We start from the raw sequence: 23790 nt of genomic DNA, 5'->3' as shown, positions 1-23790 counted from the left end.
CCATGTGCAACTGTCGTTGCGCATACGCAACAAAAACGATCATCAGTTGCTTGTCTTGTCGTGCTCCGCTCGACTTTGCAGGGGCGCTTCGCTAGAGTCGTCAGGTTCTGGCCCGGCGTCACCCGACACCGCTCAGGCCCATGGCGCCAACATCACATCACATGCTTTCGCACTATTTTCCCGGCACGCTATTGCCTGCCGCATTTGCCACTTGTGTGCTCGCCTGCACGCCGTTGTATGCACAGGCGCAGACACAAGGACAGGCACAGGCCGCCGACCCGGCGCCTGACACCGCTGCAGGTCCCACGTGGAAGCTGTCCGGCTTCGGCACGCTCGGCGTCGTCCATTCGAACAACCGCGAGGCCGATTTCAGCTCGTCCATCCTGCGCGCGAGCGGTGCCGGCGTGTCCGGCTCGTGGAGCCCGGACGTCGATAGCCGCCTCGCCGCCCAGCTCGACGTGGGCCAGGGCGCCTGGTCGGGCGTGCTGCAGGTAATCAGCGAGCAGCGCCTGAATGGCAGTTACCACCCGCGCGTTGAATGGGCCAATATCAAGTACCAGATGACGCCCGACCTCGCCGTACGCGTCGGTCGCATCGCACTGCCCGTCTTTCTTGGCGCCGAATCGCGCAAGGTCGGCTACACCATTCCGTGGGTCCGCACGCCGGTCGAAGTCTATGGCGCATTGCCGATTTCAAGCAGCGACGGGGTCGACGCGACCTGGCGCTGGAACGCCGGCGCCGTGCGTCACGCAACGCAGGTGTTTTCGGGCAGCACCGACCAGGACCTGGGCTTTGGCCTGCAAATCGACGCCGAAAACATCCTGGGCCTGTCGCACAGCATCGACTATGGTCCCCTGACCGTACGCCTGTCGGCCGCGCGCGCGCGCCTGAACACCGACATCGCTGCCGACCTGTTCGCCGGCCTGCGCATGTTCGGCCCGCAGGGCCAGATGCTGGCCGAGCGCTACGCCATCGTCAACAAGCGCGTGTCGATGATCAGCGCGGGCGCCAGCTATGACCCCGGTGCGTGGTTCGTCACCGCCGAAACGGGACGTACCCGCACCGACTCCCTGCTCGGCGGCGGCACGTCGGTGTATGTCGGCGCCGGCTGGCGCCAGGGCGCATTCACGCCCTACATCGGCTATGCGCAGATCCGCGCCGATGTGGCCACGTCCGACCCCGGCCTGTCACTGCAAGGCCTGCCACCGCCGGTCGCCGCCGGCGCCGCCCAGATCAATGGCGCGCTGAACACGCTGCTGGCGACGATTCCGATCCAGACCACCTGGAGCACCGGCGTACGCTGGGACGTCGCCACCAACGTCGCCCTCAAGCTGCAGTTCGAGAGCGTGCGGCCGCGCGGCGGTTCGCGCGGCACCCTGATCAATTCCACGCCTGCGTTTCGTTCGAACCGCACGACTAACGTGACCAGCATTGCGCTGGACTTTGTCTTTTGACGCCGATGAAAACACGCCTCGGTAACTATTCCCGCCACCTGCTGGCCCTGTGCACGCTGTGCTTCGTCGCCACGAGCGCGTCGGCCGAACTGGTCGTCATCGTCTCGAGCCGCAACCCGAACCCGGTCCTCAACGCCGAGCAAGTCAGCGCCATCTTCCTCGGCCAGACGGGCAGCTTCCCGGATGGCGCGGCCGCTGTCGCCATCGACCAGGGGCTGGGCGCAGCGCAGCGCGACCTGTTCTATCGCCAGCTCACCGGCAAGACCCCTGCGCTGCTCAAGGCCCACTGGTCCAAGATGGTGTTCACGGGCCGCGGCCAGCCGCCGCGCGAAGCGGCGAGCGACGCCGCCGTGCGCCGCATGGTGGCCGACAACCCGTCGATGATCGGCTACATCGAGCGCACCGCGCTCGACCCGTCGGTGCGCCCGGTGCTGGTGCTGCAGTGAGCACGCCATGAACATGCTCGCGCGTTCCAGCGGGCCGTCGCTCACGGGCGACGGCGCGCCGTCGGCAGGCTCGCCGCGCACGCGCGGCCTGCTGGCGCGCTGGCTTGGCCTGGCGCTCGAGACGCACATCTCGCTGCCGCTGTTCGCGCTGGCACTGCTGGGCGCCATGTGGTTCGGCACGCTGCACGTGATCGAATCGGAGCGCCGCGCCGCTGTCGTGGCCACACGCGACGCGACCCAGGAACTGCTCGACACGTATGAAGCGCAACTGGCGCGCAGCCTGAGCGCGATCGACCAGACCCTGCGCGTGCTGAAGTACGCGGTCGAGCAGAATGGCCCGACCGGCGCCCTGCCCGCCCTCGAAGCCAAGGGCCTGCTGCCGCCCGGCCTCGTGTTCCAGGTCGAGATCAGCGACGCCAGCGGACACATCGTCGCCAGCAATCCCGCGTCGAAGCGGCATGACCTGGCACGCACCGCGTGGTTCGAATTTCATCGCCAGACCAGCGACGACGTGCCGTTCGTCAGCCTGACCAGCCTGAGCGAGTACTCAAGGGAACCGACCGTCCACTTTTCGCGCCGCATCAACGATGCGGCCGGGCGCTTCTCCGGCGTGGCCGTCGTTGCCCTCGACCCGGCCTATTTCACCAGCGGCTACGAACGCTCGCGCCAGGGCGATCGCGGCCTGCTCGGTATGGCGGGCACCGACGGCATGCTGCGCGCGCTGCGCGTGGGCGAAACGGTCTCGTGGGGCCAGCGCTTCGTGCCGGGCGCAAACGGCGGCGTCGCGGCCGGCACGACCGCGCGCGGCGCACCGGTGCTCGAATCCGAGGCACGCACTGTCGCCAGCCGGCCGATGAACAGCTTCCCGCTGGTCGCGGTGGCCGGCTTGTCCGAAGCCGAACAGATGGCCGATTTCTATCAGGGCCGGCGCGCGTGGCTGCTTGGCGCGGGCGCGGCCAGCGCGCTCTTGATTGCCGTCGTGATCCTGGTGAGCGCGTGGTCGTGGCAGCTGGCCAAGGCGCGCCGGCGCGAACGGCTGGCGCAGGAAACCTACGCCGCTGCATCCGAAGCCAGCCCCGACGCTTTCTTCGTGTTGCGCACCGTGTTCGGTCCGCGCGGCGAGGTGCGTGATTTCGTGGTTGCCACCACCAACAGCCGCGCCGAGCGCTTCACCAGCCTGACCAAGCAGCAGATGGCAGCCAAGCCGATCTCGGGCCTGCTGCCGCCGTCGATCAGTCAATCCGTCTTCGACGACCTGTCGGCGGTGGCGCGCGACGGCATTGCGCGCGAAACCGAATGGCAGGCGCAGACCCTGCCCCAGCCCGGCGTCTGGCTGCACCGCCAGGCGGTGGCGGTCGAGGATGGCGTCGTCGTGATCGTGCGCGACATCACCGAGCGCAAGATGGGTGAGCAGCGCATCCGCCATCTGGCGCACCACGACGACCTGACCGGCCTGCCCAACCGCAGCCTGCTGCGCGAGCGCCTGGGCCAGGCGATCGTCACCGCTGCCGAAGCGGGTCGCGCGGTTGGCCTCGCGTTCATCGACCTCGATGGCTTCAAGCTGGTCAACGACACGCTGGGCCACAACGCCGGCGACGAACTGCTCAAGGTGGTCGGCGCGCGCATGCATCGCTGCCTGCGCAGCGACGATACGCTGGCGCGCTTTGGCGGCGATGAATTCGTGATCCTGCTGCCGGACCTCGCGGGCGACCCGATGGCGATCGCGCCGCTGCTCGAGCGGGTGCGCGAAGCCGTTACCGAACCGGTGCTGGTCGAGGGCCAGGAAGTGCAAGTGAGCTGCAGCGTCGGGGTGACGTTCTACCCGCGCGACGGCGCCAGCGCCAATGCCCTGATGATGCACGCCGACGTGGCCATGTACCGCGCCAAGGAACTGGGCAGCAACAACGTGCAGTACTACGTCAGCGAAATGAACGAGAGCGTCGACGAAAAGCTCGTGCTGCTCGAAGGCCTGCGCGCAGCAATCGATACCTGCGCCGAAGACTATCCGGGCCCGTGCCAGTTCCAGCTGCTGTACCAGCCGAAGATCGATTTGCGCACGAATTGCCTGTTCGGCGTCGAGGCGCTGATTCGCTGGCACCACCCCGAGCAGGGCCTGGTCTCGCCGCTGCGCTTCATTGGCCTCGCCGAAGAGAGTGGCCTGATCGTACAGATCGGCGACTGGGTGCTGCGCACCGCCTGCGCCCAGGCCCAGGCCTGGCGCACGGCTGGCCTGCCCCCGGTCAGCGTGTCGGTCAATGTCTCGGCGCGCCAGTTCGAAGACAAGCGCCTCGTCGAACGCGTCGCCGATGCCCTGCGCGCCAGCGGCCTGCCGGCCGACGGCCTCGAAGTCGAGGTCACCGAAAGTCTGATCATGCGCGACCTGGGCCGCTCGATCGACAAGATGCGCGAACTTGAAGCAATGGGCGTGGCGCTGTCGATCGACGACTTCGGCACCGGGTACTCGAGCCTGTCGGCGCTCAAGTCGTTCCCGATCAGCCGCCTCAAGATCGACAAGTCATTTGTCGCCGACCTGGCCGACTCGCCCGACGACCAGGCGATCGCGATGGCCGTGATCTCGCTGGGCCACAAGCTCGACCTGCGCGTGATTGCCGAAGGCGTCGAGACCGAACAGCAGCGCGACTTCCTGCGTGCCAACGACTGCGACGAAATGCAGGGTTACCTGTTCAGCCGGCCGCTCCCGGCGAGCGACATCGCACGCCTGCTCGCAGGCAGCGCAGGAGATGCCCATGACCCCTGCGCCGAGTAGCACCGATAGCAAGGGGATGACCGCCGCGCCGGCCCATACGGCGCCCATGCTGCGCCGCATGCGCAACTACTGGATCGCCACTGCCATGCTGTATCTGGCTACCATGGGCCTGCTGGCGGCGCAGGTCGGGGCCGGCTACACACCGCGCGGCCCCGCTCTGTTGCTGAGCGTCGTCGCCGCATGCGGCACGCTCGCGTTCTACGCCCTGATCCATTTCAGCGCGCGACTGAAGATCGCGCCCGACATGCTCGCTGCGCTGCAATCGCTGTTCGCGATCGGCTGCACCATTGCGGGCTATGCGATCGCCGGCCCGCTGCGCTCCTCGCTCCTGAGCATGCTGGTGGTGGCCATCGCCTTCTGCACGTTCGCCATGCATCCGCGCCGCGCACTGCTGCTGGCCGGCGCCGCCCTGGCCGGCATGGCCTGCATCATGTGGTATTTGCAGGCAATCGATCCCCGGGGCCACCCGCCCGCCGTCGAGGCGATGAGCTTCGGCTATCTGGCGGCGGCTTTGCTGGCGACGACGCTGCTGGCCAGCGAAATGACCAAGCTGCGCCGGCGCATGAAGGCCAGCAAGCAGGAGCTGCTTGCGGCCCTCGAGACCATCCGCCTGCTTGCCACGGTCGACGAACTGACGTCGCTGGCCAACCGCCGCCACATGAACGAGTTGCTGGGCGCCGAAGAGCGGCGCTCGGCGCCCGCCACCAGCTGCGTGGCGCTGCTCGACCTCGACCTGTTCAAGCAAGTCAACGACCAATATGGCCACGCCGTAGGCGACGCCGTGCTGCGCGGGTTTGCCGGCGCGGCGCACGGCGCGCTGCGCGAGCACGACACGCTGGCGCGCTGGGGCGGCGAAGAATTTCTGTTGCTGCTGCCGGACGCCACGCCACAGGCGGCGCGCCAGGTGCTCGAGCGCATCGTCACGCGCGTGCACGCGCTGCAGATCGACGGCATGACGCCGGCGCGGCGGATCAGCTTTTCGGCCGGCCTGGCCGAACGGCGCGATGGCGAACCGTTCACGGAAGCGATCAGCCGCGCCGACAAGGCGCTGTACCGGGCCAAGGCGGCCGGACGCGACCGGATCGAGGTCGCCTAGCGTTTCAGCGCTAGCCTTTCAGCGCTAGCCTTTCAATTCGTCGGCCGCCGCCGCTGGCAGGCTCGACTCCAGCACGACCGGTACTGCCGCGCGCAGACGCTGGATCAGCTGGTCGGGATCGCTGTCGGCGATCATCAGGTCTTCGTGTTCGGGCCGCACGAATCCTTCGGCCACCTGATGGCCCACGAAGGCGCGCAGGCCGTCATAGAAACCGTTGACGTTCAGGAGGCCAATCGGCTTGGCGTGGATGCCCAGCTGGGCCCAGGTCACCATCTCGAACAGCTCTTCCAGCGTGCCCATCCCGCCCGGCATGGCGATGAAGCCTTCGGACAGGTCGGCCATCATGGCTTTGCGCTCGTGCATGTCCTTGACGACAAACAGGCGCGTGAGGCCCGCGTGGCCGACTTCGCGCTCGACGAGGGCGCGCGGGATGACGCCGGTGGCTTCGCCGCCCAGGCGCAGCACTTCATCGGCGATCACGCCCATCAGGCCGACCTTGCCGCCGCCGTAGACGAGGCTGATATTGTGGTCGACCATCGCGCGCGCCAGCAGGCGCGCCGCATCGGCGTGGACAGGGTTGACGCCTTGCGCGGCGCCGCAGTAGACAGCAAGGGTTTTCATCGTGTGCATTTTCAAAGGAAGTCGGCGCCAGGCCTGGCGTCGGCCGACAGTTTTTTAAGATAGTCGTCAGACAGCTTTTCGAACAGGACGCGCGTCTCGCCATTCAGGTAGGGCCCGACCATCGACAGTACCTGGTAGCAGCCGCGCGCGAGTGCATCGGCAATCGCCTGCTGCTCGCTGTATTTGCGGGGGTTGCGCACGTACTCGAACGAGAGCCAGTAGGTCGCCACGACCACCATATTGGTCGCCATGGCGCCGATCTGCTGGTCGGACGCGTCAAGCGAGCCTTCGCTGCGCAAGTCTTCGCACAGCTGGCGCGCGACCTTGATCTTGTGCGCGTGGATCGCCTTGAAGTGCAGTTCGAGCTTGCGGTTGCGCGACAGCAGATCGTTCAGGTCGCGGTAGAAGAAGCGGTAGCGCCAGATCAGCTTGAACATATGGTGCAGGTACAGCCACACGTCTTCCATGTTCGAGCGGCGCCCGGCCGGCACCGTCAGGATGCGCTCGATCTCCGCCTCGAACTGGACGAAGATCGAGTTGACGATGTCGTCCTTGTTGCGGAAATGGTAGTACAGATTGCCGGGCGAGATGTTCATCTCTTCGGCAATGACGGTGGTCGTGATATTGGGCTCGCCGAACTCGTTGAACAGCCTGAGCGAGAGCTCGAGGATGCGTTCACGGGTCCGGCGCGGTGCTTTTTGTTGCATGTAGGCCGCTGTTCGTGTTTGTTCCCGCAAGGATATCATCGAACCGTCGTTCTATCGAGCAATCGACCGGCTGACCGGGCGCGGGCTCGCCTTATCGGGTGCCGCGCGCGCTCTGCAGACGGAAGGCTTCGTCGAGCTGCTCGCGCAGCGCCCGCGCGCCGAGCGGCTTGATGTAATGGCCATCAGCCACCCCGCTCTTGATGGCCGCTTCGATATCGGTCAGGTCGGGCTGGCCCGACAGCATCAGGCGCACCGTCTTCGGATAGCGCGCTGCCGCCTCGGCCAGCACCTCGGTGCCGCGCATGCCGGGCATGGCCTGGTCGCACAGAATCACCTCGACTGGCTCGTGCGACAGCACCTGCAGCGCTTCTTCCCCCGAGCAGGCGCTGAGCACCCGGTACGGCTGGCCGACCAGCATGTCGTTGAGCACCCCGAGCATGAAGCGGTCGTCGTCGACCAGCAGCAGCGTGCGTGCGCCGGTGGCCGGCGTGGCCGTGGCGTCATTGGCCGCCATGGCTGTGACCGGAGGAGTCGCTGCAGCTGCAGGCGCTGCGGGTGCTGATGCTGTCGCTGGCGTGCTGGTCAGGAAGGCTTCGAGTTCGGCCACGAAACTTTCGGGTTCGATCGGCTTGCTGATATAGCCATCGAAGCCGGCGGCCAGCACTTTTTCACGATCGCCCGTCATGGCCAGCGCGGTCACGGCCAGGATCGGCACACCGGCCAGCGCCGGGTCGCCTTTCAGTTCGGCCAGCACGGCAAAGCCATCCATGCCGGGCAGGTTGACGTCACAGGCAATCAGGTCGGGGCGCTCGCTGCGCGCAGCGGCCACGCCGCGGGGGCCGTCGGCCGCACTCAATGGCGCGTGGCCGTAGGCGCTGAGCAGGAACGACATCAGTTCGATGTTCGCCGGGTTGTCTTCGATGATCAGGATGCGCGCCACTGGGTGCTCCAAAGGATGCGTTATTGACATGACTGTACCACGCTCGGGCGCGGGGTGGATTCACGCAGCGCCGTGCAAAACAGGGGGTGCCGGACAAGCCGTCGGCACACGCCCGATCTCGTCCATGACAAGCGCCAGCACGCGCCGGTTGCGGCCCAGCGCCACGTGGCCGACGCCGCCCAGTTCGAGGTTGCGCGCCCCCTCCAGGTGCCCCGATGTCTGGGGCGCCACGATATTGTCGTGGTGCGTGTAGATCGACGTGATGCGCGCGCGCGTGGCAGCGTCTTCGTGCGCGGCGAGCTCGCTCAGCCACGCGCAGGCGGGCCCGTCGACACCCGCGCGCTGCATCTGCATGGCGTTGATGCCGATCCCGAACGTTGCCAGGCACGTGCCGTGGTGCGGCGTGCCAAGCGTGATGACGCGCGCCGCCTGCGCGCTGCCATGCCGGCGCAGCCAGGCGCGCGCGGCCAGCCCGCCCATGCTGTGGCCGACGACGATGACCTGCTGCGCGCCGGCCGCGCGCAGCAGCCGTGTTGCGCCCTCTTCGATCGCATCGGCAAAGCCGTCGATGTCACCGGTCAGCGGTTCGAGGTCGAGCGTGGCGTGGCTGATGCCGGCCGCGTCGAGCCGCGGCGCCAGGTGTGCCCAGTAGCCGCTGTTGCAACCGTAGCCGTGCAGCAGCAGGACCGGCGGCGTACGGCAATCAGGATGAATGCGTGTATAGGGCCGTGCGCGCGGCATGTGCCAGGAACTGGCCAGCATGCTGGCGCCGAATTCTTCGCCGAGCATGCGCACCGCGGCGACTGGCCCGAGCTGGTGCCGGGGCGGCGTGGGACTGGCGACGCGCCGGCTCATCACAAAATTGTTTGCATTGATCGCCAGGCGCACCAGCACCACACTCATGACGCCGATGGCAACGGCTTGCCAGGGTCCGGCGCCAGCCCGGGCGGCGCCTGCAGCGATGGCACAGGCGATCAGCGCCTGCACGAGCAGGACCAGGCCCAATAGCAGGCGCGAACTCATGCCGGCAACCTGTTCAAAGGGCGGGCGCCGCGCAGGATGGGGGCGATGCGGTCGGTGTCCATGACGCGAGTATAGGCTTGGGTTTGGGCTTGCTGCGGCAAGCCCATCAACGGGGTGGCGCGTCCTTCAGGATCGCGCGGGCGATGCCGCGCAGGATGTTGACTTCTTCGAGTTCCAGACCACCGCGCGCGAACATGCGCTTGATGCGCGGCATGAGCTTTTTCGGGTTGTCGGCATTCAGAAACCCGATGGCGACCAGGGCCTGCTCGAGGTGCGCATACATGCCGTCGATCTGGGTCACGCTGGCAGCGTCGCCCTGGAAGCCAACGCCACGCGTATCGGGCGCGCCGCTGACGGAAGCTATGCGTGCCTCGTAGGCCAGCACCTGGGCCGCCTGCGACAGGTTCAGCGACGAGTAATCGGGATTGGCCGGGATGTTGATCAACACATTGCAGCGCTCGACGATGTCGTTTGGCAGCCCGACGCGCTCGTTACCAAACACGATGGCGGCCCTCAGCTCGGGCGCGGCGCCAGCGTGTTCGGCGAACGCGCGCGGGGTCCAGACGGGGGGCGAGAATTCACGCAATCTGGCCGAGACCGCGGCGGCGAAGTTGCAGCCATCAAGGGCCGCGCCAATATCGGGCACGACCCGCGCGTTGTTCAGGACATCGCCCGCGCCGCTGGCAAAGGCGATTGCCTCGGGATCGTTGACGAAGTCGGCGCACTTCGGCGTGACCAGCACCAGATCGGTAAAGCCCATCGTTTTCATCGCACGCGCGACCGAGCCGATGTTGCCGGCGCGGCTCGTTTCGACGAGGACGAAACGCAAACGGCCGAACAGCGGCTGCGCTCTGAAAGAAGAAGTGTCGGTTTGGGTCGGGTTCATTTACAATAGCGACCATCGCGTGGTGCGGACGGTTTTACGGTAGCGGGGGCAAGCCCCGGATTGTAACGGGTTCCGGCGCCACCCTGCTCTTTAATCACTCTTCAATAGCTGATCGTTCACGGCGCCCCATCGGTGCGTGAGTGGGCGTTCGCGTTCTTACGGAAAAGCCTCCATGCACCCAATGCTCAACACGGCCATCAAGGCCGCCCGCCGCGCCGCCACCGTCATCAACCGTGCGTCCTTCGACATCGACCGCATCGTCGTTTCGGAAAAGCAACACAACGATTTCGTCACCGACGTCGACCAGGCGGCGGAGCATGAGATCGTCGAAACGCTGCTCAAGGCATATCCGGGCCATGCCATCCTGGCCGAAGAAAGCGGTGCATCAGCCAATCTGAACGACGAGAGTGAAAACGTGTGGATCATCGACCCGATCGATGGCACCACCAACTTCCTGCACGGCTACCCCAACTACTGCATCTCGATCGCGCTCAAGCAGCGCGGCGTGATCACGAACGGCCTGGTCTACGACCCGGTCCGCAACGACCTGTTCACCGCCACCAAGGGCGGCGGCGCCTACCTGAACGACAAACGTATCCGCGTGCGCAGCACCGAGCGCATCGGCCGCGCCCTGCTGTCGTCGGGCCACGGTCCGGACCCACGCGCCCTGGCCGAATACCTTCGCATGTACGAAGTCGTCGCCTCGCGCAGCCATGGCGTGCGCAGCGGCGGTTCGGCAGCGCTGGAACTGGCCAACGTGGCCGCCGGCCGTATCGACGGCTTCTTTGAGAAAAACCTGAAGATCTGGGACATCGCCGCCGGCGCCCTTCTCGTGACCGAAGCTGGCGGCATCGTCGGCGAGTTCAGCGGCGAGTCCGATTACCTGAACAAAGGCGACGTGATCGCCGCCGGCCCGAAGGTTTTCGGCGCGCTTGTCCCGCTGTTGTCGCCTTTCGCGTAAAATACAAGTTGTAACAGTCAGGCCACTCGCAGGCGGTGCTTGCCAGTGGCCTGTGTTTTTGTACAATACGTTACAGAGTTCTGCATCAAATACTTTCTACAGTGAAATACACTTCACTATAATCCCTGCCAGCCGCCTTTGCGGCAGCGTCCGGGCGCCCGCTAGCTTGCGCGCATGCATCGATCAATCCGATTCCAGGACTGCCGCCAAGCATGGCGACGGGCCGCTTTTTTACTGAAAAAATCTATGTCATTTTCTTCACTTGGTCTTTCTGACGCGATCGTGCGCGCGGTAACCGAACAAGGCTATACCGCCCCGACCCCGATCCAGAGCCAGGCCATTCCAACCGTGCTGAACGGCGGCGACCTGCTCGCCGGTGCCCAGACCGGTACCGGCAAGACGGCTGGCTTCACGTTGCCGATCCTGCATCGCCTGTCGACCGACACGATCGGCGCAGCACAGAAAAACAAGACCTCGCCACGCGTGATCCGCGCGCTGGTGCTGACCCCGACCCGCGAACTCGCGGCCCAGGTCGAGGAAAGCGTGCGCCTGTATGGCACGTACACGAACCTGAACTCGGCCGTCATCTTCGGCGGCGTCGGCATCAATCCACAGATCAAGCTGCTCAAGCATGGCGTCGACATCCTCGTCGCCACGCCGGGCCGCCTGCTGGACCACGCTGGCCAGGGCACCGTCGACCTGTCGAAGGTCGAAATCCTGATCCTGGACGAAGCCGACCGCATGCTGGACATGGGCTTCATCCACGACATCCGCAAAGTGCTGGCGCTGCTGCCGGCCAAGCGCCAGAACCTGCTGTTCTCGGCCACGTTCTCGGAAGAAATCAAGACGCTGGCCGATCGCCTGCTGAACAACCCGCAGATGATCGAAGTGGCGCGCCGCAACTCGACCGTCGAAGTCATCGCACAGAAGATCCACCCGGTCGACCGCGACAAGAAGCACCCGCTGCTGTCGCACCTGATCAAGTCCAACAACTGGACGCAGGTGCTGGTCTTCACGCGCACCAAGCACGGCGCCAACAAGCTGGTCGAGCAGCTGGGCAAGGACAGCATCGGCGCGATGGCGATCCACGGCAACAAGAGCCAGTCGGCACGTACCAAGGCGCTGGCTGAATTCAAGGACGGCAGCCTGCAAGTGCTGGTGGCCACCGACATCGCCGCGCGCGGCATCGACATCGACCAGTTGCCACACGTGGTGAACTACGACCTGCCGAATATCCCGGAAGACTACGTCCACCGCATCGGCCGTACGGGCCGTGCCGGCGCGACGGGTGAAGCAGTGTCGCTGGTGTGCGTCGACGAACACCAGATGTTGAAAGACATCGAAAAGCTGATCAAGCAAACGCTGCCACGCGAAGTCATCGAAGGCTTCGAGCCAGACATGAACGCCAAGCCACAGCCAATCCAGCTGCGCAGCGGCGCCCCAGGCCACACCGGCCGCGGCGGTCGTCCGGGCGGCGGCAACGGCGGTGGCCGTGGTAACGGCGGCGGTGGTGGTGGTAACGGCGGCGGCGGCAACAAGCCCCGCGCCCCCGGCGGCGCCCCCGCAGCCGCAAAACGCAGCGGCCCACGCCCCGCCTCGGCAGTACGCCGCGACCGCTAACCCAATCAGGGTCCCAATTAGGGTCAGAGTCGAATTATCGAGAAACTTTGTCACACCACTCGCTGATTCGATGTCACCTGAAGGTTAATATCGCCAAAGCTCTTACCCAACAATGAGGGTCAGAGTCGAATTGTTTGACAACTTTAAAAGTTGTCATTTAATTCGACTCTGACCCTCATTATTTTTGTTGCCGCTGATCCCTAAAACTCCAAGAACTTCGCCGATCAATGCTCGTTAGAACATTGATTACTCGTCTCGCGTCGTTTTATTTCCGCCTGGATGTTTTTGGCCTTGTATTTAATGAGGGTCAGAGTCGAATTATTGAGTAACATCCGGGAGTCAATTCACCAGGAGATTGTTGCATTATCGACTTCCTCAAAATCAATTACTAATCAATTAGGGTCAGAGTCGAATTGTTTGATAACTTTTAAAGTTGTCAAACAATTCGACTCTGACCCTCATGTTTATTTTGGTGATGTTAATGGGTGGATATTGAGGAATAACAAAGTTGTGTGGCAGGTGGGTGGGAAGAATGGGATTTTGGGGTGCGGGAGGTCGTATGGCGCGCAGGGTGCTGGTGCTCGTGGGGCTGTTGGTGGCCGGGTGTGCTTCGACGGGGCAGGTCAGCCTGGGTGAGGTGCGGGAGTTTGCGGATGCGTCGGCCAGGCTGGGCGGGTATGCGGAGTTATCGCGGCGGTATCGGGATACGTATGATCGCGAGTCGCCGTATCTGTCGCCGCAGGCCGAGCGTGTGGCGCGTGATACCGATGCGCGGCGGCGGGCGGTGTTTGATGATTTTGTCGCGATTCAGAAGACGCTCGTGTTGTATATGCAGACACTGAGCTCGCTGGCGGGCGATGGCCGGTATGACTTGTCCGGGCGCATCGATGATCTAGGAAGCGGTCTCAAGGCGATGACGGATTCGGGCTTGCAGCAGCGGCATGTGGCCGCCTATACAGGGATGACCCGACTGCTGACGCGGGTGATCACGTCCCGCTACCAGAACCGCAGCGTCGACACGATGGTGCGCGATGGAAATGCCGATGTGCAGACGCTGATCGACGCCATGATCGTCCTCACCCGCATCTATGAAAAGGCCAACGAGAATGAACGCAAGACCGTGATGGGTCTTTTCAATGCTGAAATCCCGATGGCCAACCGCAATACCGATCGCATGCTGGTGACGCTGGCCAAGGTGCACCTGCAAAACAAGACAGCCGAATACAAGCTGATCGACCGTCGTTACAAGCTGGCCCAGCAGGGCCTGACCAAGGTGGCACTGGGCCACCAGAAAATGCGTGAGAACATGGATAAGCTCAGCAGCGAGGAAACGCGCCACATGCTGGCGGGCTATGTTCACGACCTGAATCTGATCCGCGACGCTCTCAGCGGCGAATAATGGGGAATATCATGGCGACATCTTCACACAGCAATCCCGACCCGGCATCCGACGACACCAGCCCGACGCCAACGTCGGCCACTTCGCGCCAGCAGGCGGCATCGCCTCTGCCGAACCAGCCACCCATGCCCGAGGCCATCGTCACCACAGTGACGCCTGGCATGCCGCCAGCAGCCGCAGACCGGCTCGATGTGGACAGTGCCACTCGCGCCAATGCATTATCGACCATGCAGTGCGTCGTTGATCTGGCCGACAGCGTGGTCTGTATCGCCGATGACCTGCACGAACGTATTCTGCAAGAGATTGCCGGCTACAACGATCGCACCATGCCGGATGCGCAAAAGGCCCTGATGCGCGCATTGACCGACGATGAGCGGTTGCTGCGCCAGTACGCCCATGCGCTGTACGCCGACGCGGCCACATTCGTGATCCAGGATCTAAAAGAGCCACAACATCGGCTGATGGCCCTGACGGCAGAGGCGGCCGAAAAAATCCGGCGCATCGGTGTCATCGGTGAAGTCACCGGGCTGGTTGGCGGGATTCTGTTACTGGTCGGCAGCATCGCCAGGGGCCAGTTTTCGACAGTGGGCGCTGCGCTGGAGAAAATACAGCTCCATAACGCCACACTCAAGACGCTCAAGTCGGGCTCAACAGCCAAGACCTGAATCCTGCTGGGTGAAGATGCACAAAGGCCGTCAGCCGAACCGCACTGACACGCTCAGGCAATCACGTCCGGCAGGCTCGACGGATCGAAATCGGCCCAGTCCCCAGCGACTATATTGCCCTGCGCACGCTCGATATGATGTGCACCGAGCCCGCGCAACAGGTCAACGGCGCGGGCTTCCAACGCGGGGTCGGTGAACGCGACCGCCACCAGCATGCCGGCCGTGCGTGGCGCGACTGCGTTTTCACCACCCTCTTCCGCTTCGCCCCGGTCTTTCATTTTCGAAAAACTGAACAGCGAACCGATATGCCCGCCCACGAGCCCGCCGACGATCGGCCCGATCGGCCCGGTAACAGGCGACGTTGCCGCGCCAACGGCCACGCCCACCGCACCACCCGTCGCCATGCCCTGGACGACACCTTCGGGCGTGTCCTTCGCGCCGGGCGACTGCAAATTGTCGCCGCCGATAGGCGTCATATCGTGCTGACCCGGCTGGCTCAGATAGAAGCCGCTGATGCGATCGGCTTCAAAACCAGCGTCGACCAGTGCGCTGCGCGCGCGGTCCACCTCGTCCTGAAGCTGGAAACGTCCTGCGATGATCATAGACATGGGCAAGTTCTCCTGGATAGAGAGGCCAGCATGCGCCCGCGGCAGCGACCCATCTGTACGGCGCCGCACGCACCCTGTCACAGGCGGTCGCCATCAATGTGACGACGTCAGGATTCAGCGCCACTGCCCATAGACCACGCCATACTGCGGCGGTTCCTCCAAGGGCGCAGGTGGGGTGCTTTGCCATTGACGTGGATCGATCCTGTAATACTTGAGGAATTCGTCGTACAACGCGGGATGGCGCGCAGCGAGCTGGTGCGGTTTCTCAAAGAAGCTTTCCGTGGCGACGGCGAAAAATTCGGCGGGATTGGTGGCGCCGTAATGGTCCAGCACACCCTGCTTCCCCCACATGGCATCGTGCTGCAAGTTCGCGTAATCGCGCGACAGCACTTCAGACCAACTACGGTAGCGCTCGCTACTGCCCAGATACGGCGCACCATTGGTGTTGCCGGACTCGCTGTCGAGCTGATGCGCAAACTCGTGCAGCACGACATTGTGGCCAGGCGCATTGGCAGTATCGCCGCGCCGCACGTGATCCCACGACAGGATGACGCGCCCATCGCCCCACGATTCACCCAGCAAGTCCTGCCGCTCTTCAGTCACCACGCCGGAGACATCGATCTGCCTGCGCGGCGCCAGAAACGCCCCCGGATACACCAGAACCATCTCGAGCGTCGGATAACTGACCGGCTTTTCGTGGCTGCCAACACGGCCCAGTAACAGCAAGCACGCCTGGCCCGCGATAGTCACGCGCATCTCGTCGGTCAGTTCCAGCCCGGCGCAGCCGACAAACTTCTTTTGATGCAGAAAGTGCTGGACCATCCGCGCCAGTTGCTGCCGCTGCAGGTCGTCCATGCCACTGTATTGCATGACATTGCGCGCCAGGATTGCAACATGCTGAGGCGGCAGCGGCCGGGAGACAGCGCGGCGCAGACGCCATTTGGGCACCAGCCAGGCGGCCAGGATGACGACGCCCAGCAACCCGACAGCAAGCGCTTCCATCATCAGGTCCGGTTGGCGAGCCAGGCCTGCACGTCGTCGGCGCCGCCGATCAATTCACCACCAACGAATACTTGTGGCCATGTCATGCGGCCCGTGATGCCGCGCAAGACGATCGAATTGATCTTCTGGTCTTCGGAAATGTCGGTGAAATGGATATCCTGTTCCTGCAACGCTTGCCGTGCGCGCGCGCAATGCGGGCAGCCGGGTCGCGAAAACATCACCACCGGCTCGGGCACCTGGGCCTGCGGCGCAACGTAGTCAAGCATCGTGTCGGCGTCGGATACCTCGAACGGATCGCCTTCCTTGTCGGCCTCGATGAAGATCTTGTCGATCACGCCGTCGCGCACGAGCATCGAATAACGCCACGAGCGGCTGCCAAAACCAAGGTCGCGCTTGTCGACCAGCATGCCCATCCCGGTCGTGAAGTCACCATTGCCGTCCGGGATGACCGTGATATTGGCCGCGTCCTGCCCTGCTTTCCATTGGTTCATGACGAAGGCGTCATTGACCGAAATACAGAGGACCTCATCGACACCGTGCGAGCGCAGCACGGGCGCCAGTTCATTGTAGCGAGGCAGATGTGTTGAAGAACAGGTTGGTGTGAACGCCCCGGGCAGCGAAAAGACCACGACGGTGCGGCCCTTGAACAATTCATCGGACGTCACATCGCGCCATTGATCGTCGGGGCGCGCCTTGAACGTCACCTTGGGTACGGGTTTGCCTTCCAGCGATTCGGCACTCGGTAACATCGATACTCCTATCTGGTTGAATGTGCGTCGCGCAAACACAGCGACATGGCACGTCAGTTGAGGACTATTGATTTGTTTTCAACACACGCAATGCAAAAAACGCGGCCCAAAAAACAAAACCGCGCAAAATGCGCGGCGAAGGACGACAGCGTTCGTCAGGACCGTGGCCAGTGCGGGTCTCGACCGCACCAGCCCGGGGGCGCAACTACGGCGCCTTACTTGACTGCAGGTTGGCCTGGTGGCGGGCCGAACAGTGCTGCAACGAGTGGATCGCGTGCCACAGGGCTGCGATTGACGCGGATGGCGTAGTGGGTGTCATCGGCCAGAATGTGGAAGTGACGACCGCTGCCAGCCATGTTCTGCTCGCGCAGGCCTGGACGCTCCTTGCGTGGGGCGACGCCTTCGCGCTTTGGCTGGCAGATCGCTGCCAGGAACGCCTTGACGCGGTCTGGGTCTGGCGAAATCTGGTACACGGCCTTGCCCAGGTAGGTAGCGGTGCCTTCGATGTAGCGGGCCAGCTCGATCACGCCAGCTTCACGCAGGTCGCGGATGTACTTGCGGGCGCCGGACGGCGAAAACTTGAGGAACCAGGCGATTTCATCAGCCAGCATTTCATGGCTCGAGAGCTCATTGATCAGCTTTTGCATATTTTCAATGCGGCGCTGGGTGGCAGACGTCGAACGCACGCGCTCGATCGGGGCCAAAGAAATCGGTGCGCGCTCGGTTGGCTGTGGTGGGACGCGTTCGATCAGCGCCGAATTGCCGGAGGTGTGCACTGCGCTGGTCTCGCTATGTACCGCGTTGTGCTGTGTCGTTGCATGCATATTGATTAGCTCCAATAGAGAGTGAGACTGTGTGGTCCGGGTCGCTGTGTGTCGTGTGACACCCTGACAACATCTCGGTTCCGCTTAACTAGCCTCAAGATTGCCTGCATCAGACACCATGGTCTGTGCGCCATCCAACATTCGACAAGATTCCTGAAAGCACCATGGTGCAGAGCACAAAACGCGTTGTTTTGGCGCCGCTGGTGGAACTCTTTGCAATCTTGTAAACTCTCTAAGACATGACGACGCTGCCGTATCATGTCATCTGCACAAGCAACACTATACCTGCATGACTGCAACATGACATTCTGCAGTGTGCACTCTTTTCATCTGCAACATGACAGCGTCGTTACAGTTCGTTTCACCTTAGAAATGTGCGAATTTGACCACTGTTGTAAAATCGCACAGCGTTTTTGCATTAGGTGCGGTAGCGCACCGAGGATTCGGAACTGGCACTGTTAAGCTTTATCCAACTTAGCTGCTGACGCATGCTTTGTCATCAATTTTAACCAACGGGAGTTACCTGTGAACAACACCAAGAAAATCGCCCTGGCTGCTGCACTGCTGTGCGCATCCGGCGCCACCCTCGCTCAAGAGATCAACCCATCGTGGTATATCCAGCCTAGCGTGAACCACGTTAAGCCAGATGCAGACTTCGGCGTTGATGACCGCGACACGGGTGGCGGCCTGAAGTTCGGTAAGGCGGTCAGTCAGAACTGGGACATCCAGGTCGGCGCCAGCCAGACCCGTTTCGAACAGGGTCGCAGCGAATACCGCCAGACCCTGCTGGGCGCGGATGCTCTGCTGATGCTGAGCCGTGAGCGTTTCCGTCCATTCATCCTGTTCGGTCTGGGCGTCGAGCGTGACAAGGTCAACAACCCACTGCGTAACGTCGAGAAAAACTCGCCGTACGGCACCGTTGGTATCGGTTTCCAGGCAAGCCTGACCCCGCAATGGTCGCTGCAAGCTGACCTGCGCACCGTGCGTGGCTTCCTGCGTGATGACGAACTGTTCGGCTTCAAGCGCAGCAACAACAAAATGCTGACCGTCGGCGTGAACTACGCGTTCAACCCACCACCAGCAGCACCAATGCCAGCACCGGCACCAGTGGTCGAAGCACCAGCTCCAGCACCTGAGCCAGTCGCACCGCCACCACCACCAGCACCACGCTTCCAGAAAGTCACCCTCGAAGCGACCAAGATGTTCGCCTTCGACAAGGCTGTCGTGATCACCCCAGCACCTAAGCTGGACGAAATCGCTGCTGCCCTGCAAGCTGACACCAGCGTGACCAACGTCGAAATCACCGGTTACACCGACCGTCTGGGTTCGGAGACCTACAACCAGAAGCTGTCGGAGCGTCGCGCCATGGCCGTGCGTGAGTATCTGATCGGCAAAGGCATCGACGGCAACCGTCTGCGCGCTATCGGCAAGGGCGAAGCTAACCCAGTCGTCGAGTGCAACCAGAAAGGCCGCGCTCAGCTGATCGCTTGCCTGGAACCTAACCGTCGCGTCGAAGTCGACCAGATCACGGTTGAAGTCCCAGTCCAGCGTTAATACCTGAAGCTGTCACTGCCGCATGTCGGCGGTGACCATGCGAGATCGAGGGGGCTTCGGCCCCCTTTTCTTTTGGAGAAGCGGTTATGGCAGTGAATAAATGGTTCCCGTACACGCACCAGATCTACCAGGTGCTGCGCGCTGCAGTGATGGACTGGATCGATCACCGGGCGTCCAGCAAAGGCGCTGCGCTGGCGTTCTACACGTTATTTTCGCTGGCGCCGATCCTGGTGCTGGTGATTGCCGTTGCCGGTTTTTTCTACGGTGCGGAAGCAGCTCAAGGGCAATTGCTCAATGAATTGCGCGGTCTTGTCGGTGCTCAGGGCGCCGATACCATCCAGGCCATCCTGGCCGGCGCGCAAAACAAGGAAACGGGCATGTTTGCCACAATCGTGGCCACATTGCTGCTGATCGTCGGCGCAACGACGGTATTTTCAGAACTCAAGGACAGCCTGGATGAAATCTGGAACCTGCCGGCACCACCGAATGGCGGCATCTGGAACCTGATCCGCACGCGTCTGCTGTCGTTTGGCGTGATTCTGGTACTGGGTTTCCTGCTGATGGTGTCACTGGTGATCAGCGCCGCCACAACGGTGGCTGAGAAATTTATCAGTGGTATGTGGCAAGACGCCGCAATCGTCATGGGCTGGATTGCCTCGGGCCTGGGCTTCCTGGTTATCGCCACCCTGTTCGGCGTGATCTACAAGCTGCTGCCGCGCGTCAAACTGTCGTGGAAAGACGTGGCCATCGGCGCGCTTGGCACGGCGGCGATGTTCACGCTGGGTAAGTTCGGGATTGGCCTGTACATCGGCAACAGCGGCACCACCGACAGCTTCGGCGCCGCCGGTTCGCTGATCGCCTTGCTGCTGTGGGTATATTACTCGGCGCAGATCTTTTTCCTGGGCGCAGAATTCGCGCGCCAGTATGCGTTGCAGATGGGTAGCTTGCGTAACAAGCCGAAGTCGGTAACGGGCGTGGACCCGAAACCGAAGGCGGAATAACGTTGTAAATCGAAGGTCGGCGGCCTGGCTGCCGACCTTATTCTCCCAGCAGTTCCGACACCACTTCCATCCCCTCGACGCGCTCGGCCACGACCTTGAGCACCATCACGAGCGGCACCCCCAGCAGCAAGCCCCAGACGCCCCAGAGCCAGCCCCAGAACAGCAGGCTGACAAAGACTGCCGCCGGATTCATGCGCGCGATCTTTCCAGTCATCCAGGTTGCCACGACCATGCCGACCAGCGTAGCAATGCCCAGCGATGCGCCCGCCACCAGTGTGACCATGCCCACGGTTTCGAATTGCAGGAACGCGGCCATGCCAGTGGCAACCGTGATTACGAGTGGACCAAAATAAGGCATCAGGTGCGCCACGCCGGCAAAGGCCGCCCATGCGCCGGCGTTTTCCAGACCGATCGCGCGCAGCGTGCCCCACATCAGCAGCGCCAGCAGGACATTGGTCACCAGCAGCATGAACATATAGCTCTGGATGGATGTGTTGATGTCGTCCAGGATATGGACCGTGACTTTCTTGCGCGAGAGCGAAGGCCCCGTCAGCTTGACGAGCTTGCGCTTGAACGTGTCGCCCGCCAGCAGCAGGAAGAACACGAGGAAGATCACCATCGTGGCCTGCGACATGAACGCCGCCAGGCTCATCGAGCCGGCCAGCACCCAATCCATCACGCGAATTGGCGAGCTCGACGATGCATCACCGGCATTCTGGCGCCGCTGCTGCGTGACGCGGCGGGCATCCGAGCCAACATTGCTGGCGGCGCGCTCGATCTCGGCCGCGGCCGCTTGCATCTGCTGCAGCGTCGAGCGCTCGCCCGTCGTGTTCGACAGGATGCGCGTGACTTTCGATGTCAGCGTCGGCAGATCGTCGATGATGTTGAAGAATTCACCCTGCAGCCGGTACACGGTGCCGGCCATCGCGCCCACGATCACGACGGTGACCAGCGTGGCGCCGACGATGCGGCGGATATGCCAGCGCTCGAGCCAGCGCACGACAGGATTGAGGGTATACGCGATGAGAATGCCGAGCAGAAGCGGCACGAAGAATTTTTGCGCCCATTGGAGCGCGAAGACGAAAGCGATGGTAGCGAGGACGCCGAGCGCGAGGCCGCGGGCGTTGACGTGCAGTGGCACGCGTAGGGCACCGATGTGGAGTGCGAGATCGTCGCCGGTGGAACGCACCTCGGGATGGAGGGCGTCACCGTTACTGCTTGGGGGCAAAGCCCCCGGGGCGGCAGTATCAGGCGGGGTTGCCGGCATGGCCGGATCAGATTGAGCTAGCTGCATATGTGTGCCTGAACAAGTGACCGGGCCGCCCCGGCGATCCGACTATTACTTCACGCGGATGTCGTTCTTGACCGCGGTCACGCCTTTGACGCCACGTGCGATCTCGACAGCGCGCTGTGCATCGCGTGCATCAGCAACAAAGCCCGACAGCTGAACGTCGCCCTTGAAGGTTTCGACGTTGACTTCGCGTGCTTTCACGTTAGGGTCATTGATCAGGGCAGCCTTGACCTTGGTGGTGATCACTGCGTCGTCGACGTATTCGCCGGTGCTGGCTTGCTTGTTGGTCGACGAGCAACCGACAGCGGTGATAGCGACGGTAGCGAAGATGGCAGCGGAGATGATGCTTTTAGCGATTTTCATGATGGCTCCTAATAATGATCATGTTTAAAACTTACCCTTGCGGGCGGATTGCGCGGCGCCGGCAAGCCGGCCCGCAGGTTTATTTGCCGTATGCCGTCCGGGCGGTGCTCACGCACCCGTCCTTGACGGCGCCGGCGAAAGCATCGCACTTCTGCAGTGCGACGCGATATTCGGCTTCGATCTTGACGTCATTGGCATCCAGACGCGCTTCGATCGCCTTGCGGTCGGCCCGGGCATCAGCCTGGAGCGCAACCAGTGTCGCCTTGGCCTGGGCCAGGCAGACTTCGCGGTCATTCCCTACCAATGCGCCGCAGCGCGTCTTGTCGCGTTCATGGAACGCGGTCGCAATGCGCATGCGTGCCTGGGTATAGGCCGCGAGCGTGTTCTTCTGGGCTGCCGTCGCCTCTTCTTCGATCCGGACCCGTGCTGCACGAGCATCGGCAACGCAGATCTCGTGCGGCACACCGGCCAGGGTGTCGCACCTGGCCTTGGCCGCATCATAGCCGGCTTCGGCAGTGTCCATCGCGTATTGATAAGCGGCCTTCGCATCCTGCCCTGCGCCTTGCGCCAGAGCCGGAGCAGTCCAGGCCATGGCAACAGCGATCAGGAACATCACATGCGGAGTCTTCATTATTTTTGTTCACCATTTGTCAACACTGGCGCTATCTTTACATGCGCCACACCCGCCTTCTGTACGCTGGCGAACACAAGACGCAGAGTGTTAGGCTGTGTCACGCAAACAACGCTCATTGCCTGACATACCTACACTCCCCTGACGACATGTCGGACCCCAAAGCAAAACAAGGTGGGTGCGGCAACGCACAGACCCCCATCTCCGGCGTGTCTATTCTGAGTAAAACCTTTTGTCAGGAGAACAATATGAATGCAAACCGTAAACTTATCGCTGTCGTCCTTGCCACCGGCGCCCTGCTCACCGGTTGCGCCAGCAACAGCCAGCAGCCATTCGGCGGCGGCTACAACAATGCCAGCAGCAGCGCCTCGGCCGGCTACGGCGTGATCGATTCGATCCAGGTCGCACAAGGTGAAAACCGCACGAGCGGCGCCGGCGCCATCCTGGGCGGTGTGGTCGGTGCACTGGCCGGCAACCAGATCGGTAGCGGCGGCGGCCGCACTGCAGCCACCGTGGCTGCCGGTGTCGCCGGTGCAGCAATTGGTAACAATGTGGAAAAGAACCGCAATGCACAGGGTCCTGAGCAGTACCAGATCAATGTCCGCATGGATAACGGCGAATACCGCGCCGTGATGCAGGACAGCGTCTACGATCTGCGCGTGGGCAACCGCGTTCGCATCGTCGATGGCCGCGTGTACCGTTACTGATCCACAGATCGACCCGGCACCACCGGAGCAGGAGCGGAGATCGGGCATACGCCCGCTTCCGCTTCCGCTCCCACCTCGTCAGAACGACCCTCTTTTGCACCGCTTCTGGAGACCATCATGGCCCACGTCATTCGCTCCGCCACCGCTTGCCTGCTCGCGCTCGCAACGTCCCTCACCTGCTTGAGCGCTGCGTCCCAAGCGACGCCGGCCACCGGTGGCGACGCCAATGTCAGTCAGGTCGCTGCCCGTCAGCAAGCGCAGGAAATTGCCAATGGCGATCCGGCGCGCTGGTACCGCAACGATTCCGAGCAACAGACGCTGCGCAAGGAACTGCGCGCCGCATTGCAGGAAGCGCAGAACGCTTGCAAGCAACAGCCTGCCGCCGATCGCAAGGCCTGCGTGGCCGAAGCACGTGCAACGTTCCAGCGCGATTCGGCGCTGCTGACCAAGGCGCCATCGAACTGAGGCAGAAGTT

24 protein-coding genes are annotated in these 23790 nt (G+C 63.1%); 12 read left to right on the top strand and 12 right to left on the bottom strand.

Annotated features, from left to right (window positions below):
- Positions 1-161: 161 nt before the first annotated feature.
- The 4 genes from ACZ0AJ_RS05220 to ACZ0AJ_RS05205 are packed head-to-tail and all read left to right on the top strand — an operon-like array spanning position 162 to position 5763.
- Positions 162-1454: a hypothetical protein gene (locus ACZ0AJ_RS05220; RefSeq protein WP_499453009.1), complete on the top strand. Its 1293-nt coding sequence runs from the start codon at positions 162-164 to the stop codon at positions 1452-1454.
- 5 nt (positions 1455-1459) lie between these two features.
- Positions 1460-1900 carry a phosphate ABC transporter substrate-binding protein gene (locus ACZ0AJ_RS05215; RefSeq protein ID WP_499453008.1) on the top strand — a complete coding sequence of 147 codons (441 nt, stop codon included), beginning with the start codon at positions 1460-1462 and terminating at the stop codon, positions 1898-1900.
- A 7-nt stretch (positions 1901-1907) separates the two neighbouring features.
- Positions 1908-4667, top strand: a complete 2760-nt coding sequence (locus ACZ0AJ_RS05210; protein WP_499453007.1) for a bifunctional diguanylate cyclase/phosphodiesterase — start codon at positions 1908-1910, stop codon at positions 4665-4667.
- The gene (locus tag ACZ0AJ_RS05205) at positions 4648-5763 is read left to right on the top strand and encodes a diguanylate cyclase domain-containing protein (protein WP_499453006.1); all 1116 of its coding nucleotides are present in this window, start codon (positions 4648-4650) and stop codon (positions 5761-5763) included. Before ACZ0AJ_RS05210 ends, ACZ0AJ_RS05205 begins: the two co-directional genes overlap by 20 nt.
- A gap of 24 nt (positions 5764-5787) precedes the next feature.
- Here ACZ0AJ_RS05205 and ACZ0AJ_RS05200 read toward each other — a convergent pair whose 3' ends face one another.
- From ACZ0AJ_RS05200 to ACZ0AJ_RS05180, 5 genes are all read right to left on the bottom strand, one after another.
- Positions 5788-6384: an LOG family protein gene (locus ACZ0AJ_RS05200; protein WP_499453005.1), complete on the bottom strand. Its 597-nt coding sequence runs from the start codon at positions 6382-6384 to the stop codon at positions 5788-5790.
- Positions 6385-6395: 11 nt separating this feature from the next.
- Positions 6396-7091, bottom strand: a complete 696-nt coding sequence (locus ACZ0AJ_RS05195; RefSeq protein WP_183550752.1) for a TetR/AcrR family transcriptional regulator — start codon at positions 7089-7091, stop codon at positions 6396-6398.
- 91 nt (positions 7092-7182) lie between these two features.
- Positions 7183-8031, bottom strand: coding sequence for a response regulator (locus ACZ0AJ_RS05190; RefSeq protein WP_499453004.1), 849 nt, complete (start codon positions 8029-8031; stop codon positions 7183-7185).
- Between the two features lie 60 nt (positions 8032-8091).
- Positions 8092-9054, bottom strand: a complete 963-nt coding sequence (locus tag ACZ0AJ_RS05185) for an esterase/lipase family protein (protein ID WP_499454094.1) — start codon at positions 9052-9054, stop codon at positions 8092-8094.
- A gap of 106 nt (positions 9055-9160) precedes the next feature.
- A complete protein-coding gene (locus tag ACZ0AJ_RS05180) occupies positions 9161-9940 on the bottom strand; it encodes an RNA methyltransferase (RefSeq protein ID WP_499453002.1) in 780 nt (259 codons plus the stop codon).
- A 181-nt stretch (positions 9941-10121) separates the two neighbouring features.
- Here ACZ0AJ_RS05180 and ACZ0AJ_RS05175 point away from each other — a divergent pair, with 181 nt between their 5' ends.
- The 4 genes from ACZ0AJ_RS05175 to ACZ0AJ_RS05160 all read left to right on the top strand — a co-directional run bounded on the left by ACZ0AJ_RS05175 (position 10122) and on the right by ACZ0AJ_RS05160 (position 14585).
- Complete coding sequence (locus ACZ0AJ_RS05175) at positions 10122-10901, top strand: inositol monophosphatase family protein (protein WP_183553544.1); 780 nt, start codon at positions 10122-10124, stop codon at positions 10899-10901.
- 246 nt (positions 10902-11147) lie between these two features.
- Complete coding sequence (locus ACZ0AJ_RS05170) at positions 11148-12521, top strand: DEAD/DEAH box helicase (protein ID WP_499453001.1); 1374 nt, start codon at positions 11148-11150, stop codon at positions 12519-12521.
- A gap of 559 nt (positions 12522-13080) precedes the next feature.
- Positions 13081-13920 carry a hypothetical protein gene (locus ACZ0AJ_RS05165; protein ID WP_499454091.1) on the top strand — a complete coding sequence of 280 codons (840 nt, stop codon included), beginning with the start codon at positions 13081-13083 and terminating at the stop codon, positions 13918-13920.
- 11 nt (positions 13921-13931) lie between these two features.
- Entirely contained in the window at positions 13932-14585 is a 654-nt protein-coding gene (locus ACZ0AJ_RS05160; protein WP_499454089.1) for a hypothetical protein, read from the top strand.
- A gap of 53 nt (positions 14586-14638) precedes the next feature.
- Here ACZ0AJ_RS05160 and ACZ0AJ_RS05155 read toward each other — a convergent pair whose 3' ends face one another.
- The 4 genes from ACZ0AJ_RS05155 to ACZ0AJ_RS05140 all read right to left on the bottom strand — a co-directional run bounded on the left by ACZ0AJ_RS05155 (position 14639) and on the right by ACZ0AJ_RS05140 (position 17768).
- Positions 14639-15193, bottom strand: coding sequence for a hypothetical protein (locus ACZ0AJ_RS05155; protein ID WP_499452998.1), 555 nt, complete (start codon positions 15191-15193; stop codon positions 14639-14641).
- Between the two features lie 114 nt (positions 15194-15307).
- Complete coding sequence (locus ACZ0AJ_RS05150) at positions 15308-16195, bottom strand: M90 family metallopeptidase (protein WP_499452997.1); 888 nt, start codon at positions 16193-16195, stop codon at positions 15308-15310.
- Positions 16196-16197: 2 nt separating this feature from the next.
- Positions 16198-16944, bottom strand: coding sequence for a glutathione peroxidase (locus tag ACZ0AJ_RS05145; RefSeq protein ID WP_183550725.1), 747 nt, complete (start codon positions 16942-16944; stop codon positions 16198-16200).
- Positions 16945-17159: 215 nt separating this feature from the next.
- A complete protein-coding gene (locus ACZ0AJ_RS05140; RefSeq protein ID WP_499452996.1) occupies positions 17160-17768 on the bottom strand; it encodes a winged helix-turn-helix domain-containing protein in 609 nt (202 codons plus the stop codon).
- 525 nt (positions 17769-18293) lie between these two features.
- On the opposite strand from ACZ0AJ_RS05140, the gene ACZ0AJ_RS05135 reads away from it, so the two are divergent.
- Positions 18294-19322, top strand: a complete 1029-nt coding sequence (locus tag ACZ0AJ_RS05135; RefSeq protein ID WP_499452995.1) for an OmpA family protein — start codon at positions 18294-18296, stop codon at positions 19320-19322.
- Positions 19323-19408: 86 nt separating this feature from the next.
- Positions 19409-20323 (top strand): YihY/virulence factor BrkB family protein, encoded by a 915-nt coding sequence (locus tag ACZ0AJ_RS05130; RefSeq protein ID WP_499452994.1) that lies wholly within the window; start codon positions 19409-19411, stop codon positions 20321-20323.
- A gap of 37 nt (positions 20324-20360) precedes the next feature.
- Here ACZ0AJ_RS05130 and ACZ0AJ_RS05125 read toward each other — a convergent pair whose 3' ends face one another.
- The 3 genes from ACZ0AJ_RS05125 to ACZ0AJ_RS05115 form a co-directional block, all read right to left on the bottom strand.
- Positions 20361-21617, bottom strand: coding sequence for an AI-2E family transporter (locus tag ACZ0AJ_RS05125; protein ID WP_332529896.1), 1257 nt, complete (start codon positions 21615-21617; stop codon positions 20361-20363).
- A 45-nt stretch (positions 21618-21662) separates the two neighbouring features.
- The gene (locus ACZ0AJ_RS05120) at positions 21663-21977 is read right to left on the bottom strand and encodes a BON domain-containing protein (RefSeq protein WP_183550710.1); all 315 of its coding nucleotides are present in this window, start codon (positions 21975-21977) and stop codon (positions 21663-21665) included.
- 79 nt (positions 21978-22056) lie between these two features.
- On the bottom strand, positions 22057-22608 hold the full coding sequence (locus tag ACZ0AJ_RS05115) for a hypothetical protein (protein ID WP_499452992.1): 552 nt from the start codon (positions 22606-22608) through the stop codon (positions 22057-22059).
- A gap of 248 nt (positions 22609-22856) precedes the next feature.
- On the opposite strand from ACZ0AJ_RS05115, the gene ACZ0AJ_RS05110 reads away from it, so the two are divergent.
- Both ACZ0AJ_RS05110 and ACZ0AJ_RS05105 read left to right on the top strand, forming a co-directional pair.
- Positions 22857-23315: an outer membrane lipoprotein gene (locus ACZ0AJ_RS05110; RefSeq protein ID WP_183550703.1), complete on the top strand. Its 459-nt coding sequence runs from the start codon at positions 22857-22859 to the stop codon at positions 23313-23315.
- A 117-nt stretch (positions 23316-23432) separates the two neighbouring features.
- Positions 23433-23780, top strand: coding sequence for a hypothetical protein (locus tag ACZ0AJ_RS05105; protein WP_499452991.1), 348 nt, complete (start codon positions 23433-23435; stop codon positions 23778-23780).
- The last annotated feature ends 10 nt before the right edge of the window (positions 23781-23790 follow it).

The sequence above is a fragment of the Telluria sp. AC161 genome (assembly GCF_979258535.1).
Note: the sequence above shows the minus strand (reverse complement) of the source record. Positions and strands in the feature narration are given on the sequence as shown.